The organism is Bacillus sp. FSL H8-0545 (assembly GCF_038006105.1).
GTDB classification, from domain to species: domain Bacteria; phylum Bacillota; class Bacilli; order Bacillales; family Bacillaceae_G; genus Bacillus_A; species Bacillus_A cereus_U.
In genome coordinates this window covers 3577036-3596649 of the sequence record NZ_JBBOUO010000001.1, presented here as the reverse complement: position 1 = coordinate 3596649, position 19614 = coordinate 3577036, and the positions used below count along the sequence as shown (strand labels likewise).

Below are 19614 nucleotides of genomic sequence, written 5' to 3'. Positions count from 1 at the left end.
TATGCCACCCTGGCATAAGGCTTTTTCTATTACCATTTTAAAATAGAGAATCCGTACGGTGGAAGTGTAACTTGTAATACATTTGCTTCCGCTGAAAATTCTTCATTTGTATAAATGTTAATTATTTTCTTCCCAGTAATACGAAGAGGGAGTGAAGTTGTAACTTCACTGTTAGTAGGATTTAAAACGAAAAAGATAGTTTCATCTTCATATGTTTTTGTATAAGAAATATAATTATGTTCATCATTTGCCTCAATGAATTGAAAAGTACCGTGTCCTCCAAATGATTTATATTGTTTCCGTAATGAAATTAATTTTTGTATATGTGTAAATAAAAGAGTGTCTTGTTCTTTTTTATCCCATATCATGCATTTGCGACAGCCAGGGTCCATTCCACCATCCATACCGATTTCATCGCCGTAATAAATACAAGGAGAACCGATGAAAGAAAGGTGAAATACATAGAGTAACTTTAACTTATTTTTATCCCCGTTACATGTTGCTAAAATTCTAGGTGTGTCATGGCTGTCTAATAAATGAAATGCCGCTTCATTTACATTCATAGAGTAGAAATGTAGAGAATCTGTAATTTGTTTCATAAATTCACTTGAATTAATGGACTCGTTAGCAAAGTAAGAAAGTAGAGCGTTTGTAACCGGATAGCTCATTACAGCATCAAATTGGTCACCTTGTAGCCAGGGGAGTGCATCGTGCCAAATTTCTCCTAAAATATATACTTCAGGATTTAATGCTTTTATTTCACTTCGGAATTCTCTCCAAAAACTGTGATCGACTTCATTTGCCACATCAAGGCGCCAACCATCTATATGGAATTCCCTTACCCAATAACGACCTACTTCAAGTAAATATTCTTTTACATCTGGATGTGCCGTATTTAATTTAGGCATATATGGTGTAAATGCGAAAGTATCATAGCTAGGAAGTGGCTCGGTTATAATTGGAAACTCATGAATATGGAACCAATCTTTATAGGCGGAATTCTCACCTTGGTCCAGCACGTCTTGAAATTTATCAAAGAAGTATCCGCTATGATTAAAAACAGCGTCGAGCATTACTTTTATACCACGTTTATGACACGCTTCAATGAGCTCTTTGAAAGTTTCTTTCGTCCCGAATTGTGGATCGATTTCCATGTAATCAATTGTGTCATATTTATGATTCGAATGAGCTTTGAAAATAGGAGTGAAATAAATGCCAGAGATTCCAAGCTTCACAAGGTAATCAAGATTTTGAAGAATACCAGCAAAATCACCTCCGAAAAAATTAGTAGCAGTTGGCTCTGCACTGCTCCAAGGAAGGGTGTTTGCCGGATTTAATGTGCTATCCCCGTTAGCGAATCGTTCTGGGAAAATTTGATACCATACTGTGTCTTTAATCCAGGATGGTGCCCTGAAAACGTCTTTTGCATGAATGAATGGAAAGCAGAAAAAGTTACCGACATCGTCATTTGGAATATTAGAAAAAAATCCTCGTTCTGTATAAATAAGAGTTTCTACGTCGTTTTTTAATTCGAATCCATAACGTAAGCGTTTAAATTTTGGTTTGATTGAAACCGACCAATAATCAAATAACTCAGTAGATCCGGTTTTTTTCATCGGTGTACTCGCTGTAATCCATTTCCCATCTTGCCATTCGTACGGATCACCGTAGATGAGAGCGGCGCTGTGAACATCATCTCTTTTTGTGTGTATTCGGATGTGAATTGTTTTTTCATCGTAAGCGTATGCATAATTATCTTTTGGCCTATGATAGATCGCTTCTTTAAGCATATAGAAAATCCCCCTTTAATATCTCTATACATATAGTTCCCGTAAACGAAATAATAAAGATTATGTTGCAAACGATTGCCTTCCACATAACTTTAATATTGCTTATAAGAGTAGTATTCATTTTATGTAAAGTCAATGAATAAAGAGTATGATAAGATTATTTTGAAAATTAATATTTGCAAAATGAATAAAAGGATGTATAATGATAGACAAATAGCGCAAACGTTTTCATAGATTATGATATTGTTTGCGCTTTTATTAAACTATGGAATGCAAACGTTTTCAATTAAAGAGGTACATAGACAATTTAGGGAGGTTTTTGGGATGAAGAAAGCATTATCACTATTAACGATTTCAGCATTGTCAATCGGTATGTTATCTGCATGTGGACCGAAAGATTCAGGGAAAAAAGAAGCAAGTAACGAGAAGAAAGATTATGATCTTCTCGTTTGGGAAGATGAGAAAAAAGGTGTTGGTCTAGAGCCGGCAGTGAAAAGTTTTGAAAAGAAATATAATGTGAAAGTAAAAGTTGTAGAGGTTCAGATGACGAAACAAATAGAAAAACTTCGTCTCGACGGTCCAGCTGGTACAGGACCAGATGTTGTAACATTACCGCATGATCATATTGGTAATGCGGTAACAGAAGGGCTACTTTCAGAGGTGAAAGTGGATGATACGGTAAAAAATAAATTTACAGATTTATCAATAAAGGCACAAACATACGACGGAAAACTATACGGTTTACCAAAAGCAATTGAAACACCAATCTTTATTTATAATAAAAAATTAATGCCAAAAGCACCAGAAACGATGGATGAGCTGTATAACTTCTCAAAAGACTTTACGAAAGATGACAAGTACGGATTTTTAACATTAGGAGATAACTTCTATTTTGCTAACGCATTTATGGCGGGTATGGGCGGTTATGTATTTGGTGAAAAAGATGGAAAACTGACTCCGACAGATATTGGATTAAATAATAGTGGTGCAGTACAAGGTGCTGAATATATTCAAAAATGGTATAAAGAAAAATTATTACCAAAAGGAATTATTGGTGAATCTGGCGGTTCAGCTGCAGATGGATTATTTAATGAAGGAAAAGCAGCATCTATTATGAATGGTCCATGGGCATTCCAAGCAATGGAAAAGGCTGGAATTGATTATGGTGTTGCTCCAATGCCGAAATTACCAAATGGTCAACCGATGAAAACATTTGTTGGGGTAAAAGGATGGCATGTAACAAGTTTCTCTAAACAAAATGATTTAGCTACAAAATTCACTGAGTGGGTAACAAATGAAGAAAACGCGAAAATTCGATTTGAGAAAACAAAAGAAATTCCTCCAGTAAAATCAGTGATGGAAGATCCAATTATTAAAGATAATGAGGCTGCAAAAGCAGTTGCGACTCAATCAGAAAATGGAATCCCAATGCCGAATATTCCAGAAATGCAAGAAGTTTGGAAACCAGCTGGAGATGCGCTTCAATTAGTTGTATCAAATAAACAAGAGCCAAAAGCAGCACTTGATAATGCAGTGAAACAAATTAAAGGTAATATTGAGGCAAACCACAGCAATAAAAAATAAGGTGAAATTCGTGCCTCTAAATATGAGAGGCACGAATTCTCTCCCTTCCAAGTAGGAAGAAAAAAGGGGGAAGGAACATGCAAACATCTATAGAACCAACGAAAGATGTGAACGGTTCAAAGCATAGGAAAATGGCGACCATGTTATCTATTATTCCAGGCATGGGCCAAATATATAATAAACAATACGTAAAAGGTCTTATTTTTCTAGTATTAACAGGCTCATTTATTGTAGCATTTGCTGATTTATTAAATATAGGATTATGGGGAATTGTAACGCTCGGTACAGAAGTTCCACGTGACCATTCTGTCTTTCTATTAGTAGAAGGGATTTTGGCACTTATTGTTGTCGTGTTTGGACTAGGGGTATATGCATTTAACTTATATGATGCATACCAAAATGGGGAAAAACGCGATATAGGGACACCATTAAACTCAGTAAAAGAGCAATATCGCAATTTATTAGATCAAGGTTTTCCGTATTTAATGGTTTCACCAGGGTTTCTATTACTTATCTTTGTTGTCGTGTTTCCAATCATTTTTGTTATCTTAATTGGATTTACAAACTATGATTTATATCACTCCCCTCCAGCTAAATTAGTAGATTGGGTGGGCTTTAAAAACTTTATTGATATTTTCACATTACCAATGTGGAGAGATACATTTTTAAGTGTATTCTCTTGGACTGTCATTTGGACATTCGTTGCAACGACATTACAAGTTGCACTGGGTATTTTTTTAGCGATTATCGTAAACCAGCCTGGGATTAAAGGGAAGGCTGTTATTAGAACAATCTTCATTTTACCGTGGGCTGTTCCAGCATTCGTATCTATTCTTGTATTTGCTGGTATGTTTAATGAAACATTCGGAGCGATTAACAATCAAGTATTAGCTTTATTCGGGATTGAAAAGGTTGCTTGGATGACTGATCCATTTTGGTCGAAAATCGCTTTAATTATGATTCAAACGTGGCTTGGCTTCCCGTTTGTTTTTGCAATGACAACAGGTATATTGCAATCGATTCCAGGAGAACTGTATGAAGCAGCTACAGTAGATGGTGCAACAGCTTGGCAACAGTTCCGCAAAATTACATTGCCGCTCGTTCTATATGCAACAGCTCCAATTTTAATTACACAATATACGTTTAACTTTAATAATTTTAGTATTATTTATCTATTTAATAGCGGGGGACCTGCTGTGTCTGGACAAAATGCAGGTGGAACAGATATTTTAATTTCATGGATCTATAAGTTAACGATGACTTCGGCTCAGTACGGAAAAGCAGCAGCTCTTACAATGATTTTATCGTTAATCGTTATTACAGTTGCGTTATGGCAATTTAAGAGAACAAAATCATTCCAAGAAGAGGATATGATGTAAATGAATATTAAACGACAAAAGATGTTACGTCTTTCATTAAGTTATTTAGTTATCTTCATAATGTGTGCGATTATTTTCTATCCATTACTATGGATAATTGGCTCATCGTTTAATCCAGGAGATAGTTTGTCTGGTTCTAACATTATTCCGAAAAATGCCACGTTAGATCATTATCGCAAGCTACTTGATCTTGATTCAAGTAATTACTTACTTTGGTATAAAAATACGTTAAAAGTTAGTGTTATGACGATGATTTTTTCTGTGTTAGCAATTAGCTTTACTGCTTATGCATTTTCGAGATATCGTTTTGTTGGAAGAAAGAATGGTTTATTAACATTTTTAATTCTCCAAATGATCCCGAATTTTGCAGCGTTAATCGCGCTATATATATTAGCGCAGTTAACAGGATTAATTGATACACATCTTGCATTAATTTTAATTTATGTGGGCGGAGCAATTCCGATGAATACATGGCTTATGAAAGGGTATTTTGATACGATTCCGAAAGAGTTGGATGAATCAGCTCGAATGGATGGAGCGGGGCATTTCCGTATTTTTTGGCAAATTATTATGCCACTTGCAAAGCCAATCGTAGCGGTTGTAGCGTTATTTACTTTCATCGGTCCATTTACAGACTTTATTTTAGCAAGTATTATTTTACGCACACCGGAAAATTATACTTTAGCAGTTGGGTTATATGAAATGGTAGCGAAGAAATTTGGTAATGAATTTACAACATTTGCAGCTGGATCAGTATTAATTGCAATTCCGATTTCTATTTTATTCTTATCGCTGCAAAAATATTTTGTTTCCGGTTTAACAGCTGGAGGTACGAAAGGATGAAAATGGGACATTACGTCCCATTTCTCTTTTCATCTCCCTATAAAAAGTTTTATAGGGAGATGAAAAGAGATTTGACATAGCATGAGAAAAGATGTGAAATAAATAGTATATTATAGTATAGGAAAATAGAGCTATTTCCCTTACAATACATGGAGAGGGAGAATAAGATAATTTTTGTGAGATAGAACGAAGTGATGGAAGTTTGCGACTTCTCCTACTACTTGCACAGATGCAAGATAACAATATATGAAATAGGGCAGAGAAGTGAGAGGAGGGGATTTTTATGACAGTTACAATTAAAGATGTGGCGAAGAAGGCAAATGTTGCACCGTCGACGGTTTCACGTGTAATTGCTGATAATCCAAGTATAAGTGAAAAAACAAAGCGCCGTGTTCGAAAAGTAATGAGTGAACTAGGCTATCACCCAAATTTAAATGCAAGAAACCTTGCGAATCAAACAACGAAAACGCTTGGACTCGTTATGCCGAGTTCTGCAAGTAAAGCTTTTCAAAATCCATTTTTCCCAGAAGTTATAAGAGGAATTAGTTCATTTGCACATATGGAAGGGTATGCGCTCTATATGTCGACAGGTGAAACGGAGGACGAAATTTTTAATGGTGTTGTAAAGATGGTACAAGGGCGCCAAATTGGTGGAATTATTCTTTTGTATTCAAGAGAAAACGATCGGATCATTCAATATCTGCATAATCAAAATTTCCCGTTTGTCTTAATCGGAAAACCATATGATCGAAAAGATGAAATTACATATGTAGATAATGATAATTATACAGCCGCAAGAGAAGTAGCCGAGTATTTAATTTCATTAGGGCATAAACAAATCGCATTCATTGGTGGTGGATCAGATTTACTTGTAACGAGAGATCGTTTGGCAGGTATGAGTGATGCTTTGAAATTAGGAGATATTCTACTACCGAAAGAGTATATTTTACACTTTGATTTTTCAAGAGAGAGTGGTCAACAGGCTGTTGAGGAATTAATGGGACTAAAGCAACCACCAACAGCAATTATCGCAACTGATGATTTAATTGGACTTGGCGTACTAAGCGCACTTTCTAAAAAAGGGTTTGTTGTACCGAAAGATGTTTCTATTGTAAGTTTTAATAATGCTTTATTATCAGAAATTGCTAGTCCACCGCTTTCAACAGTTGATGTGAATATTTATCAATTAGGGTATGAAGCGGCAAAAGCTTTAGTTGATAAGGTAGAGCATTCTGAGCCTACTTCAAAATGCATTATTATTCCGCATAAATTATTGAAGCGCCAAACTTGTGATCATTATGCGTAAAAAAAGCTAAGAGTTTAACTCTTAGCTTTTTGCTTTAGAAAGGCTTCTAAACGGTCGCAGCCTTCTTTTAAAGTTTCCATACTATAAGCATAGGAAAGGCGAAGATAACCTTCACCATATTCAGAAAATGCCGTTCCAGGAACGACGGCCAGCCCAGCTTCTTTTACAAGATCAAGTGCAAAATCAAATGATGAAGATGTTAAGTTTCCGACATATGGGAATAAATAAAATGCACCCGTTGGCTTCTCGACTGTTAAGTCCATTTGAATGAGTCTATTATATACGTAATCACGGCGCTTTTTATATTGATGACGCATCATCTTAGGTGCATCTTTAGCAGCTGTTAACGCTTCAATTGCAGCATGTTGGGCGATTGAATTAGCGCATGTCACATTGTATTGATGAACTTTTAATATATGATTTGCTAAATAATTAGGAGCAAATAAAAATCCAATACGCCATCCTGTCATAGAATGTGATTTGGCTAAGCCATTAATGACAATAGTCTTCTCACGCATTTCTGGGAATTGAGCAATAGATGTGTGTTGCCCTTCATATACTAGTTCGCTATAAATTTCATCAGAAAGAACGAAAATATTCTTATCTTTTAAGGTAGATACAATATCTTCTAATTCTTCTTTTGATAAGGTAACACCAGTTGGATTAGAAGGATACGGTAAAACGACGCATCTTGTTCGTTCTGTAATTGCATTTTGCAGAGCTTCAGCTGTTAAACGAAATCCAGTTTCACGAACATCTATAAAAATGGGAGTTGCACCGCATAGTCGAATAATCGGCTCGTAACCAGGATAAATAGGAGCAGGTAAAATCACTTCCGTTCCTGGCTCTAAAATTGTTCGAAATGCAACATCAATCGCTTCACTAGCACCGATTGTAACGATGGTTTCGTTGTCAGGTGAATAATGTAAATCGTAATTATCTTTTACAAAGTTACAAGCCGCCTCGCGTAATTCTAGTAAACCAGCGTTATGTGTATAGCTTGTATAATTTTCTGTAATGGCCCGTTTAGCAGCTTCTTTTACTAAAGAAGGTGTAGGGAAGTCGGGTTGCCCAATTGTTAAAGAGATGAGATTATCATAGTTTTGAATCATGTTAGAGAACTGACGGATTCCAGAAATTTGGATGTCCTTCACTCTAGGATTAATGAATTGTTCCATTGTATCTCCCTTTCTTCCGTTTGAAAATTAAGTTCATTTTATCATATTTTTAACTATTACGCTTTGTTTATAAAATTCCCCCGCTATTTTTAAAATTCAGTGGAAGTAAGAAATTATGTGAGGATCCAAATGTCCATAAGAGTATAAGTTGTGTGAGTTAATTAAAGTTTCACTCCATTTGTTTAAGCATAAACAAAAAAAAAGCCGCTGCAAGCGACTTTTAATAACCGTATTCCCAATCTATTTCATCTTCGTTCCAAAGTACGGAAGATACTCTGCCAAGATGGACAACGGATTCATTTACAGCACATGTACAATCTTCTTCCCCTGCTTTATGTTGCAATTCTTCGTATACTGATTTTTCAACGTTTTCTAGCACAACCAAATTTTCTTCTTTTAAAACAAGCGTAGTACCCGCCATATTTATCTTCCTCCTACTAAAGTAATGATCACTTATTTGTAAACATAGATAGTATGGATTATATGCTGTATTTTGCAATAGTTGTCCGTCTAGTGAAGTGTTTTTTATTTTCTTTGTAATCCGTATTCATTGTATACTGCACGAAGGAAATTTGGTACAGGGTTTACAATCATTTCGGAAATTTGTAACATTTATTATTAGTTGTTAACAAATAATTAACAAAAATGTTAAGAAAAATCAAAATTTTAAAACAAATAGAGTTATAAAATGATATAATCATATCAAAATACATATAGGGGATGACAGGCTATGGAGCTGATTCGTGATTTAATGATCCAAATTGCCATCATTATTTTACCACTATTTTTATATGAAGCGATTCGTTTAAATCGTTATCAAGAAATGCTTCCGAAGCCTAATCGCTACTTTATTATGTTTTTATCTAGCGTTACACTCGTTCTCTCCATGACATACTCTATTTGTTTTGGTACCGTTTGCGGATACAATTTCCATCCAATCCCAATTGTTAGTGGTTTTTTATATGGTGGGATTGTTGGGCTCATCCCTGCCATTATTTTTGTTGCATATGAATGGATTTCTAAGGGGCTCAGTTGGTTGCCTATCGTAGAAGTTATATTTCTTTCGATAATTCCATTGTTTTTGTCAAAGAAATGGTCTCTGTTTTCAAGAGATAAGAAGCTAATATTAGCTTTTATGATTGCATCATTTTATGTTCTTGTTTCATTAGTAGTCGGGATGTTGAATGTCCTTTTAGAAACAGGTTTTACACCGTACATATCTAATCTATATAGTGGGTATATATTTGCATCACTTATTATGGTTATGACAATGGTATTTCAAGTGTATTTGACTGAGTATTTAAACGAAAATGCATTATTGCGTACAGAAATGCAAAAATCAGAAAAACTTAATATTATAAGTGAGTTAGCTGCAAGTGTTGCACATGAAGTTCGAAACCCTCTCACTGTTGTACGAGGGTTTATTCAATTGCTAGAGAGTACGGAAGACGTAAAAAACAAAGATTATATGCGTCTCGTATTAGCTGAACTGGATCGTGCTGAACAGATTATTTCAGATTATTTAAATTTAGCAAGGCCTCAAATTGAAAAAAAAGAACATATTTGTTTATCAGCACAATTAATTGAAATGACAACTCTTATGTCATCATTTGCAGCGATGCAGGGCGTTTATTTGCAAGTTGAGATTTCTGAGAGCCTTTATACTATCGGCGATAAGGCGAAATTGAAGCAAGCTATTATGAATGTTGTTAAAAACGGTATTGAAGCAATTCAAGGAAACAAAGGGTATTTAAAAGTAACGGCTATTCAAAAAGATGAAATGATAATAATAAGAGTTAAAGATAGTGGTGTTGGAATGACAAAAGAACAGTTAGCAAGGCTTGGACAACCTTATTATTCTTTAAAAGAAAAAGGAACAGGATTAGGTCTTATGGTAACATTTAGTATTTTACAAGCGCATAATGGTACATTGGAATATAAAAGTGAAAGCGGAAAAGGAACTGAAGCTATTATTATATTGCCAGCTGTACGATATAAGGAATAAAAGTTACCGGTAGAAGGTAACTTTTTATTTTATCTTGCATTAGAAAAATATACGAAATTTCATTCATTTATTTTATCTTGTTTTGTTCGAACGAATAAACTTTTAAATGATTGAAAGAAGCTTTGCTCTTTTGAGGCGGCGACTAATTTTTTTGTTTCTTGAATTTCGCGAATAACTTGCATAAGTTGTGCATCGCGGTTGCTATCTTTATTGTAAATTTGATTGACAAGTTTATTCATTTTTTCTTCTTGTTTGGATTCTCGCTTATACATATGATTCATTAATAAGTCCATCTTTTCTTTTTGGAGTGCATCTGTTTGAGCGGCGTGAACAACTAGCTCTTGTAACATTTTTTCTTGAGAGCCTTCTTTTACATAAACTTGTTGCATTAGTTCATCTAATTTCTCGTCTTTTAAACGATTTTGTGTAATGAGAGTAGAGTTTTGATGAATAATTGCTTCATTTAATTGAGCAAGCATTTCAAGTTTTAACATGAACTCCTCAAAGTTACGTCCATCTTCTTTCGGTTGTATCTCTTGTTTATCTTGAATAACAGGGACAGGTGGGGCCTCTTTTTCTTTTAAAATAATAGGTATTGTTTCTGAAATGTCTTCTTGTAATGTAGCAGCTCTTTCATGTATAGATTTCAATAGTTTTAAATCATCCAATTTATAAATACGAGCATCAGCTGTTTTGGAAATAATATAACCGTGTTCCTCTAAGAGTTGGCTATATTTTCGGACTATATGTTTTGGGATACCTGTTTTATTTGTAACATCTTTCGTTTTATAAATAGCTTCCATGATAGTTCCTCCCCAAAAAGTATCGTATATATCATTTCAATCTTTTATGAGGACTTCCTTTGAAAAAGAATGTCGGAAGGTTATTAGTTTTCTACAGCATTAGTGAAAAGATGAGGAAAAATGAATGTTTTTGGCGAAATGGAGAGGAAGAGCTAAAATAATGTCTGAAAACATACATAGAAGAAGTTTGTTATAATAACTGAGGAAAAGAAATTGGTAGGAACACGGAGGTACACATGAAGCAATTTAAAGGTATTATCATTTCAATTATTGCAATTCTTTCTCTTTTGGTAGCGGTATATGAAGTACTTGTGCCAGAGGAGACAAGTACTAAAAAAACAACTACGTATGATCAAATTCTAGAGTTCCCGAAAGAACGATATCCAGAGACCGGGAAACATATAACGGATGCTATAAAAGAAGGGCATTCAGAAATGTGCACAATTGATCGTAATGGTGCAGCGGATAGAAGGAAATTATCGTTAGCGCCATATCCGACGAAGAAAGGTTATGATCGTGATGAATGGCCGATGGCGATGTGTAAGGAGGGTGGAAAAGGAGCCCATATTGAATATATAAGTCCAGCAGATAACCGCGGTGCAGGTTCTTGGGTAGGGAATAAGCTAGACAAATATCCAGATGGTACGCGTGTGAAGTTTGAAGTGAAATAGTAATTGGCGTACATTTCATAGTGGAGGAGAGGGGTAGTTATGGAATTAACAATTTCATATTCGCAATTAATGATAATGAATTATGATGGTCAGCAGCCTTATGTAGATTGGACTCCTGAAGATTTTGAAAGAGGCTATGCTGAGGTGGATGGAGCTATTATTTTTGAAGCAATCTCTGACTATACTTGTGAAGTAGAAGTTACTTGCGGAAATCATATTGAGAAAGAAGAAGTGGTTAGAACGATATCAGTTCCTTTCACAGTGAAGAATGAAGAAGTATATATAACAAGTATTCTTTCTAATAAATTGCATATTCCTATTCCTAACGGGGAATATATGATAGTCTTGCAGGCAACTCCTCTTGAAGAGCCAACAGACGATGAATTGTATAAAGTACAATACGACTTCTATTTTGAGAGTGTAGAATAAAAAAACGTGTTATCCTTTTTGAAGGATAACACGTTTTTTTATTATGCGTTTGTTTTTAGGAGAGAACGAGCGTCTTTTGCTGCCTGAACCATGTGCTCTAAAGCAGGTATAACTTCCTCAGTTCTTCGTGTTTTTAAACCACAGTCTGGATTAATCCAGAAATATTTAGGATCACATACTTGTAAAGATTGTTCTAAGATTGCGAACATTTCATCTTTACTTGGGACACGTGGGCTATGAATATCATATACACCTAGACCAATTCCTTTTTCATAAGTTGTATGTTTTAATGTATTAATAAATTCTCCATGACTTCTTGATGTTTCGATAGAAATAACATCTGCATCTAATGCACGAATTGCATCTACAATATCTTCGAAGTTACTGTAACACATATGAGTATGAATTTGTGTTTCATTTTCTACAGAAGATGTTGCTAAAAGGAATGATTGAACTGCCCATGTAATGTATGCATCCCAATCTTTTTCTTTTAACGGCATACCTTCACGAAGTGCAGGCTCATCGACTTGGATTACTCTAATTCCGGAAGATTCAAGTAATTCAATTTCATGACGAAGTGCTAATGCAATTTGATATGAAACTTCTTTTCTTGAAATATCATTTCGAACGAATGACCAATTTAAAATAGTGACAGGTCCAGTGAGCATACCTTTTACTACTTTCTCTGTTAAGCTTTGTGCATATACAGTTTCTCTAATAGTCATTCCACTTATAAAGGCAACATCACCATAAATAACAGGTGGTTTTACGCAACGGGAACCGTATGATTGTACCCATCCGTTTTTAGTAAAGGAGAAACCAGCAAGTCTTTCGCCAAAATATTCCACCATGTCAGTTCTTTCGAATTCACCATGTACTAGTACATCAAGACCAATATCTTCTTGGTAACGAATCCACTTTGCAGTTTCTTGTTCAATGAATTGATTATATTGTTCATTTGTAATATCGCCGTTACGCCACTGTTTACGTGTTTGACGAACTTCAGATGTTTGCGGGAAGCTACCGATAGTTGTTGTTGGTAACAACGGTAATTGTAAAGCTACTTGCTGTAGTTCATATCGTTTTTCAAATGGAAGGGGACGTGAGAAATCATCTTCTTTAAGTGATGTACGTGCCACTTTTACATCTTCACGATTACGTGCAGCTGATGAGCGGATTGCATGATGTGCATTACGATATGTTGTCAAATCGCTACTTATGCTTTCTACACCTTTAGTAAGAGCAGAATGGATAAGGACTAGTTCTTCTAATTTTTGATTAGCAAATGCAAGTGCATCAAATAATTCAGTTGCTAAGTGCGTTTCTCCCGTTTTATCAATTGGAGTATGCAATAAGCTACAAGAAGGTTGAACAATGAAACCTTTTGCTGTGATTTGATTTTGTAATGTTGTAAATAAAGAAAGTACATCATCAAGATCAGCTCTCCAAATGTTACGGCCATCTATACAACCGATAGCTAAAATTTTATCAGCTGGGAATCCATATTTTGAAATAGCATTTACATTACCTTCTTTGCCATGAACAAAGTCTAATCCAATACCAGAAACAGGGAATGTAATGATTTCTTCATAGTTCTCTTCTACACTATCAAAATATGTTTGTAGAAGAAGATTAGCATTCGGAACTTCTTTATGAATAGCTTCGTAAAGTTCTTTCGCTTGATTAATTTCATCTTTTGTTAAAGATGCGAAGATTGGTTCGTCAACTTGAATAATTTGTGCTCCAGCTGCGTGTAATTCAGAGAATAATTGTACATAAGGTGCAACTAGCTCTTTTAAAATAGTGGCAAATTGCTCTTCGTTATAACCTTTTGCTAGTTTTAGGAATGTATAAGGTCCTAAAATAACTGGTTTTCCATCAACACCTAACTCTTTTTTCGCTTCTTCATATAAACGAAGAGGACGATTGTCTTTTAAAGAGATTTGTAATCCTTCTTCATATTCAGGAACAATGTAATGATAGTTTGTGTTAAACCATTTTGTCATTTCAGAAGCAACATGATCTTTAGAGCCGCGTGCCATTGCAAAATATACATCAAGGTAAGAGGTAAACTCTGAAAAACGTGACGGGATGAATCCTAACATGTAGGCCGTATCCAGAACGTGGTCATAATATGTAAAATCGCCAACTGGAATTAATTCAATTCCTTTTTCTTGCTGTACTTTGACGTGTTGAAGGCGAATTTCTTTCATTGTCGTTAAAAATTGTTCTTCATCAATTTTATTGGACCAAAAAGCTTCCAATGTTTTTTTCCACTCTCGTTGTAGTCCGATACGTGGATAACCTAAGTTACTTGTTTGAATTGCCATTTTAAATTCCTCCCTAATTGAAAGTAAGCATTTCCGTTTACTCGGAAATACCTATAACAAAAAGCATAAAGGCATAGAAAAATAAGCCTTCCTTTTTGTTTTTAACACCTCATCATCATCCGTGAGTCTATCAGTGTTGTTAAAACAGGTAGGTCTCCTGACTTATGCTTTATATAATTTCTTTCACCTTCCCGTTTTCACAGTGGCATAGAAAAGAAATCTCAGCATTTACAGTGGCGGGACCGTGTTGGAGTTTCACCAAGCTTCCCTTTTAAACACGAAACGAAATTTCCGTGTACCTATTTTCCTTTTGAAAGGAATTTAACAAGCGATATGATATTGAAACAAATTCTAACACAATTTTTTGAATTTTGTCCACTGTTTTAAAAAGAGAAAATTCTAAAGTTTTTTATTAATTATTATTTTAAATATTCTGATTTTTATAAGTGGAGAAAAGGTATGAGAATTGAAATAAATTGTGGTTAAGTTTCCGAAGAAGAGGGCTATCTTCTTCGGAAACTTAACCTTCATCAATATCAATTTCTGAAAGCCGTCCTGCCACTGCATCTGTAAGGAGGGTGTTTAACCATTGTAATTCAACGGTAATATGCTCAATAACGCTTTGTAAAATGTATAGTTGTGCACGTGGAATGTTCCCTTTGCTACAATCGTATATAGTTTGCATTTTATGTAAATATTGAACGGTATCATTTTTCTTTTTTTCTAAAATAGGAACTAACTCTCGATCATCACCAAAATGAGCAAAAGAGAGTGCGGAATAGATCGGTTTATATATTTGGTTTTTTGCTTCGAACTGTTTTAATAGTAACGTGTGAAATAGCCGTTTACCTTCTTCTGTTATATGAAAGATTGTTTTATCTGGTCTATTCGTATCTCGAACAATAGTTGTAATGCGAATTGCGCCTTGCTTTTCTAATTGCTCGAAGGCGTAGTACAGTGATCCTTTTGCGTATTTAATATAACAATCCATGTGTCGTTCTTTCATAATGTGCTGCACTTCATATGGATGTTTATCTCCTTCGAGTAGCAAGCCGAGAATGACTAATTTCATACTCATGCTGTCTCAACTCCTGTATATAGAAACTTTATATATATTATAAACGGCATATCCTTTTTCATAAAGGGATATGCCGTTTCTTTTTTCTATACTAACTTACTTTCTTTTGTTTTTGTTTCGTTTCTGGTCCTGTGAAGAGGCGCTCATTTCCCATAAGCAAAATACAAATAATACTTAGTATGGCCGGAATAAGTGCCCAGAAGAACGTATTAGCAATAGATGTTGCAAGAGCCTCCTTAATTCCGCTCAGTACTTCAGGAGGTAGCTTTTCAGTAGCATTTGGTGATAATAAAAAGCTTGTGTCTCCACCTTTAGGAGCCATTTTTGCTAGTTCAGGAGGGAAGACTGCTTTTAATTTATCAGTGAAAACATGATTTTGAATTGTACCGAAAATCGTTACACCAAGAGTCATACCGAGTGAACGGAAGAATGAATTTGTTGATGTAGCAGAACCGCGATCTCTCATTTCTAGTTTGTGAATAGATGCCATACTTAAAACTGAGAAGGAGAATCCAACTCCAAGTCCAGCAAGTACCATAAACATTGTTACGAGTGTACGAGGTGTTTCCATTGTTAAAGTACTTAGTAAATAAATACCAAGAACGAAGAAAACTCCAGATACTATCATGATGTTACGATAACTTGTTCGTGAAGCTAACTGTCCACCAGTTTGACTTCCAATTACAGATCCTACCATCATAGGTGTCAAAATTAATCCAGCATTTGAGGCTGAACCACCGAGAACACCTTGAACGAAGATTGGAATATAAACTGTACAGATGATAAAAGCTGCGCCATAGAAAAAGGCAACACCTTGGCTAGCTGCAAATAAAGGTTTTTTAAATAAATGGAAAGAAATAATAGGCTCGGTTGCGTTTCTTTCTACGAAGAAGAAAATAATAAGCATAATAATAACAGTTGAAAATAAACCAATAATCACATTAGAGTTCCATGCATATTCCTTACCACCAAGTTCTAGGGCAAACATTAAGCAAATGATACTAATGACAAGTGTAATGGCACCAGCCCAGTCAATTTTTTGTTTTCTATATTCTAGAGACTCGTTATAGTATTTAGTAATGAAGAAGAAGGAAATAAGTCCTAATGGAATATTAATATAGAAGACCCAGTGCCAACTTATATAATCTGTAATGTAAGCACCTAATAAAGGTCCGAAAACACTAGATGTTCCGAAAACAGCACCAAATAGTCCGGTCATTTTTCCGCGTTTTTCAGGCGGGAATATATCATACATAATTGTAAATGCGATAGGCATAAGAGCTCCGCCACCAATTCCTTGAATGGCTCTATAAATACTTAGTTGTTCAATACTTGATGCTGTCCCGCAAAGTGCAGAACCGAATAAGAAAAGAATTAGTCCGCCAATATAAAAACGTTTCCGCCCGTACATATCAGAAAGCTTACCGAATATAGGCATTCCGGCCATTGTTGCTACCATGTAGGCAGATGTGACCCAAACGAATTTGTCGAACCCTCCTAAGTCTCCGACAATCGTTGCCATCGCAGTTGCGACGATTGTGTTATCCATTGCTGCCATTAGAATACCAAGTAGTAAACCAGCAACAACAAATTTTGTTTTACTTGAATCTTTTTTTGAAAGTTGCGCTTCCAAATATAGCCCTCCTTTATTGAAAATTAAACTAACTTAAGTTTTTTAGTGCAATGCGTACAAACTTTATGTACAGTTTGTATCGTTCCCTCTTCATTTATAAAAAATTGCATTGACATGATATAAAGGATGGAAATCATAAATTATATTATAGTCAAATTTGACTAAAAGGTAAATGTTTTCTTAAGCCAAAGTATTTTATTATATTGACGAAAAGAGAGAGTAAGAATTTATTTTTTTATGTAGTTACGGAAGGAAATTGTAAAAAAATATTTAATTAAAGAATAACCTGTGTCAACCTATTAAAAATGGTTTTTTCTTTATATTGTCGAATAGGATAAAAGGAAAAGAAAAATTTAAAATGGTTTGTAACAAGCTCAATATTTTTTCTTAGTGTAGTTTATTGCATCGAGAGGCAGAATAAAGTTGTATAGATGATACATCTGGAATGAGGTGAATATATTATGAAAATATGGAAACGAATTTCGGATCAAGGAAGGTATTCTATACCGTTACAGCCGGTTTTGTGGATTGATGGTTCTAAAAAGGATACGGAAGCATCTAATGTAGCAGTCACATTGCAAATCCGTAGTATGTATAAAGAAAAATTTTCATATGAGATAATCTATGATGTTAATGACATACTAATTATTCGACTTGAAGTTGAAAATAAAGGTGTTGAAATGATTTCGCGAGTAGTTGTAAGTCATATGATTCGTGATTATTTCGCGTATATCCCAAACTCTTTAAAAGCAGATAAGGGAATAAGTGAGTTTTTATTTCAGCTTGTAAGGTGGCGAATCGATAATCTATCGCCGAGTGAAAGGGTAGAATTAATTTGTCAAATAAAAGCAAATAAAGATAAAGCTCCTCCCAATTCATTATTTCAGGCTACATATACATTTCAATATAAAGGAGTATCATATGGACCGCTACAAACAAATGAAGTGGTTGTCAGAAAATGATAAGAAGGAACCTGTGCGAAAGGTTCCTTCTTTAATGAAGATTGTGCTTCTTGAGTAATTTCTTTTGTTCCACTCCTTTTTTTCCAACATAGTTATTTTTGTATCCAAAATATAGAATGAATAGAAATGAAATAACATTTACTAGAGCGTCAATTTGATCGTTTGTAATGAAGTTTATTCCGAAAGAGTTAAATAGTAAGTTTAATGATAATAAAAAGCCAGCTAGTAAGCGCATAATATCTGATAGATTTTCTTTTTGAGGCATATAGGTCACTCCTTTCTAAAAACGATATATAGTATATATATGAAATAAAATAGAAAAGGTATACGAGCTTAAGTAGAAATGTACATGGAATATGTACATTTTTTATTTTGTAGAAAAACATTATTGTTATAGAAGCATATATTAGTATAGAAGGGAGGGAAAGTATGAAATATAAAGGGAAAATAAGTGGATTACTACTTGGGAATACAGTGGCAGTTACAGAATGGATTGCGCTGCAGGACGTAATTACAAAACTGGATTCGCGATCATTTTATACCGTCTTTATTATTTATATATTGCAAATGATACTAAGCTATTATTTTGGACATTGGTACGATAAAAGAGCGAATGCGCGTGTAAATATTGAAGTAGGAGGAATGACAAATAACGATTTTGTCGTTGATTTTTTTGGGAAAGTAGCTGCTTTATCAGAAAGAGATTCTCGTAATATTACAGTGTATATTCTTTCCGTAAAAGAATGGGATGTATTAAAAGACACAGTGCAAGAAAAAAAGTTAGATGAGCTAGTCCAAAGAGTAGAACGTACAATTGTAAAGACAGTTCGAAAAGGCGATGTAGTTACGAGATGGGATGAAAATAAATATGTTATCGTAGCTGTTGATAATGGCTATGAAAAGTCAACAATAACAAATCGATTAATCAAAAATATTCAAAATGAAATAGCGAATGATTTATTAAGTGTCACACTATTATTTGGGGCTGCAAGTTATCCGATAGAAGGGAAAACTTTTGAAGATTTGTTTAGAAAGGCACAAAATCAATTGTATAATTATAGAAACTTGCAAAGTCATGAATGAAACTTTGATTTGAAGAAGTATGATATAAAGAATTTTTTGTAACATTTTTTTGTCTTTTGTTACAAGAAAACTTTTTTTTGTAACAAAAGTCTTTAAAAATATATGAAATCAGCATATAATTGTCTGTGGATGTGTCAATGCATTTTGCACAATGCGTTTCATTTTAAAAGTGTAGAGGAAAGCATGCTCTACACTTTTCCTTTTTAAGAAATTAAAAGAATCTTTGTAAGAGTTGCGAGGTCACCTTTGCACTATGTAAAATGGACAAAGAGGTTATTTGATAGAAAGTGAGAAAGGGAATGATAGACGTGAGAGGTCAACGATCATCTTTTATCAGGTGAAACATTATAGTGTTTCTTGCAGTAGGTAAGATTAAGGTAAATACCTTTATGTTTTAAGATATTACATAATTTCAAGTGCGAAAATTGTACAAGCAGTATAAATAATTATTGATGATCTTCGTAAAAAAGATGCGAGCGTGAAATAGATAAAGAAGTTACATGTTTTTCATGGAATTTTTGGCACGATGATCGTTTATTA

17 protein-coding genes and 1 riboswitch are annotated in these 19614 nt (G+C 34.5%); of the genes, 9 read left to right on the top strand and 8 right to left on the bottom strand.

Annotation, left to right across the window (positions count from 1 at the left end; genetic code table 11):
* Positions 1–29: 29 nt before the first annotated feature.
* Complete coding sequence (locus MHI07_RS18735) at positions 30–1790, bottom strand: alpha-glycosidase (protein WP_340825607.1); 1761 nt, start codon at positions 1788–1790, stop codon at positions 30–32.
* Positions 1791–2114: 324 nt separating this feature from the next.
* Between MHI07_RS18735 and MHI07_RS18730 the strand changes: the two genes are divergently transcribed.
* The 4 genes from MHI07_RS18730 to malR all read left to right on the top strand — a co-directional run bounded on the left by MHI07_RS18730 (position 2115) and on the right by malR (position 6902).
* Positions 2115–3374 (top strand): extracellular solute-binding protein, encoded by a 1260-nt coding sequence (locus MHI07_RS18730; RefSeq protein WP_002111548.1) that lies wholly within the window; start codon positions 2115–2117, stop codon positions 3372–3374.
* A gap of 77 nt (positions 3375–3451) precedes the next feature.
* A complete protein-coding gene (gene malC, locus MHI07_RS18725) occupies positions 3452–4753 on the top strand; it encodes a maltosaccharide ABC transporter permease MalC (protein WP_340825604.1) in 1302 nt (433 codons plus the stop codon).
* On the top strand, positions 4754–5596 hold the full coding sequence (gene malD, locus MHI07_RS18720; RefSeq protein WP_002111546.1) for a maltosaccharide ABC transporter permease MalD: 843 nt from the start codon (positions 4754–4756) through the stop codon (positions 5594–5596).
* A gap of 283 nt (positions 5597–5879) precedes the next feature.
* Positions 5880–6902, top strand: a complete 1023-nt coding sequence (gene malR, locus MHI07_RS18715) for a maltose operon transcriptional repressor MalR (RefSeq protein WP_340825603.1) — start codon at positions 5880–5882, stop codon at positions 6900–6902.
* A 14-nt stretch (positions 6903–6916) separates the two neighbouring features.
* Here malR and MHI07_RS18710 read toward each other — a convergent pair whose 3' ends face one another.
* Both MHI07_RS18710 and MHI07_RS18705 read right to left on the bottom strand, forming a co-directional pair.
* Positions 6917–8080 carry an aminotransferase A gene (locus MHI07_RS18710; RefSeq protein ID WP_215579513.1) on the bottom strand — a complete coding sequence of 388 codons (1164 nt, stop codon included), beginning with the start codon at positions 8078–8080 and terminating at the stop codon, positions 6917–6919.
* A gap of 220 nt (positions 8081–8300) precedes the next feature.
* Entirely contained in the window at positions 8301–8501 is a 201-nt protein-coding gene (locus tag MHI07_RS18705) for a hypothetical protein (protein WP_002111542.1), read from the bottom strand.
* A 309-nt stretch (positions 8502–8810) separates the two neighbouring features.
* On the opposite strand from MHI07_RS18705, the gene MHI07_RS18700 reads away from it, so the two are divergent.
* On the top strand, positions 8811–10085 hold the full coding sequence (locus MHI07_RS18700) for a sensor histidine kinase (protein ID WP_002111540.1): 1275 nt from the start codon (positions 8811–8813) through the stop codon (positions 10083–10085).
* Positions 10086–10144: 59 nt separating this feature from the next.
* Here the strand turns inward: MHI07_RS18700 and MHI07_RS18695 are convergent, their stop codons facing one another.
* A complete protein-coding gene (locus tag MHI07_RS18695; RefSeq protein ID WP_002111539.1) occupies positions 10145–10888 on the bottom strand; it encodes a DUF3967 domain-containing protein in 744 nt (247 codons plus the stop codon).
* 236 nt (positions 10889–11124) lie between these two features.
* Here MHI07_RS18695 and nucA point away from each other — a divergent pair, with 236 nt between their 5' ends.
* Positions 11125–11559, top strand: a complete 435-nt coding sequence (nucA, locus tag MHI07_RS18690) for a DNA-entry nuclease (protein WP_002014817.1) — start codon at positions 11125–11127, stop codon at positions 11557–11559.
* A 39-nt stretch (positions 11560–11598) separates the two neighbouring features.
* Positions 11599–11988, top strand: coding sequence for a competence protein ComJ (comJ, locus tag MHI07_RS18685; RefSeq protein ID WP_002111536.1), 390 nt, complete (start codon positions 11599–11601; stop codon positions 11986–11988).
* Between the two features lie 41 nt (positions 11989–12029).
* On the opposite strand, the gene metE is transcribed toward comJ, so the two are convergent.
* The 3 genes from metE to MHI07_RS18670 all read right to left on the bottom strand — a co-directional run bounded on the left by metE (position 12030) and on the right by MHI07_RS18670 (position 17029).
* Entirely contained in the window at positions 12030–14318 is a 2289-nt protein-coding gene (gene metE, locus MHI07_RS18680; RefSeq protein WP_215579511.1) for a 5-methyltetrahydropteroyltriglutamate--homocysteine S-methyltransferase, read from the bottom strand.
* Between the two features lie 130 nt (positions 14319–14448).
* A riboswitch (cobalamin riboswitch) is annotated at positions 14449–14636 on the bottom strand.
* A 202-nt stretch (positions 14637–14838) separates the two neighbouring features.
* A complete protein-coding gene (locus tag MHI07_RS18675) occupies positions 14839–15396 on the bottom strand; it encodes a PadR family transcriptional regulator (protein WP_002160661.1) in 558 nt (185 codons plus the stop codon).
* A 91-nt stretch (positions 15397–15487) separates the two neighbouring features.
* Positions 15488–17029: an MDR family MFS transporter gene (locus tag MHI07_RS18670; RefSeq protein ID WP_078172895.1), complete on the bottom strand. Its 1542-nt coding sequence runs from the start codon at positions 17027–17029 to the stop codon at positions 15488–15490.
* 461 nt (positions 17030–17490) lie between these two features.
* Here MHI07_RS18670 and MHI07_RS18665 point away from each other — a divergent pair, with 461 nt between their 5' ends.
* Positions 17491–17991: a hypothetical protein gene (locus MHI07_RS18665; RefSeq protein ID WP_002160663.1), complete on the top strand. Its 501-nt coding sequence runs from the start codon at positions 17491–17493 to the stop codon at positions 17989–17991.
* 31 nt (positions 17992–18022) lie between these two features.
* On the opposite strand, the gene MHI07_RS18660 is transcribed toward MHI07_RS18665, so the two are convergent.
* Complete coding sequence (locus tag MHI07_RS18660) at positions 18023–18256, bottom strand: phage holin (protein WP_002160664.1); 234 nt, start codon at positions 18254–18256, stop codon at positions 18023–18025.
* Between the two features lie 164 nt (positions 18257–18420).
* Here MHI07_RS18660 and MHI07_RS18655 point away from each other — a divergent pair, with 164 nt between their 5' ends.
* The gene (locus tag MHI07_RS18655) at positions 18421–19074 is read left to right on the top strand and encodes a diguanylate cyclase domain-containing protein (protein WP_078172896.1); all 654 of its coding nucleotides are present in this window, start codon (positions 18421–18423) and stop codon (positions 19072–19074) included.
* Positions 19075–19614: the final 540 nt, after the last annotated feature.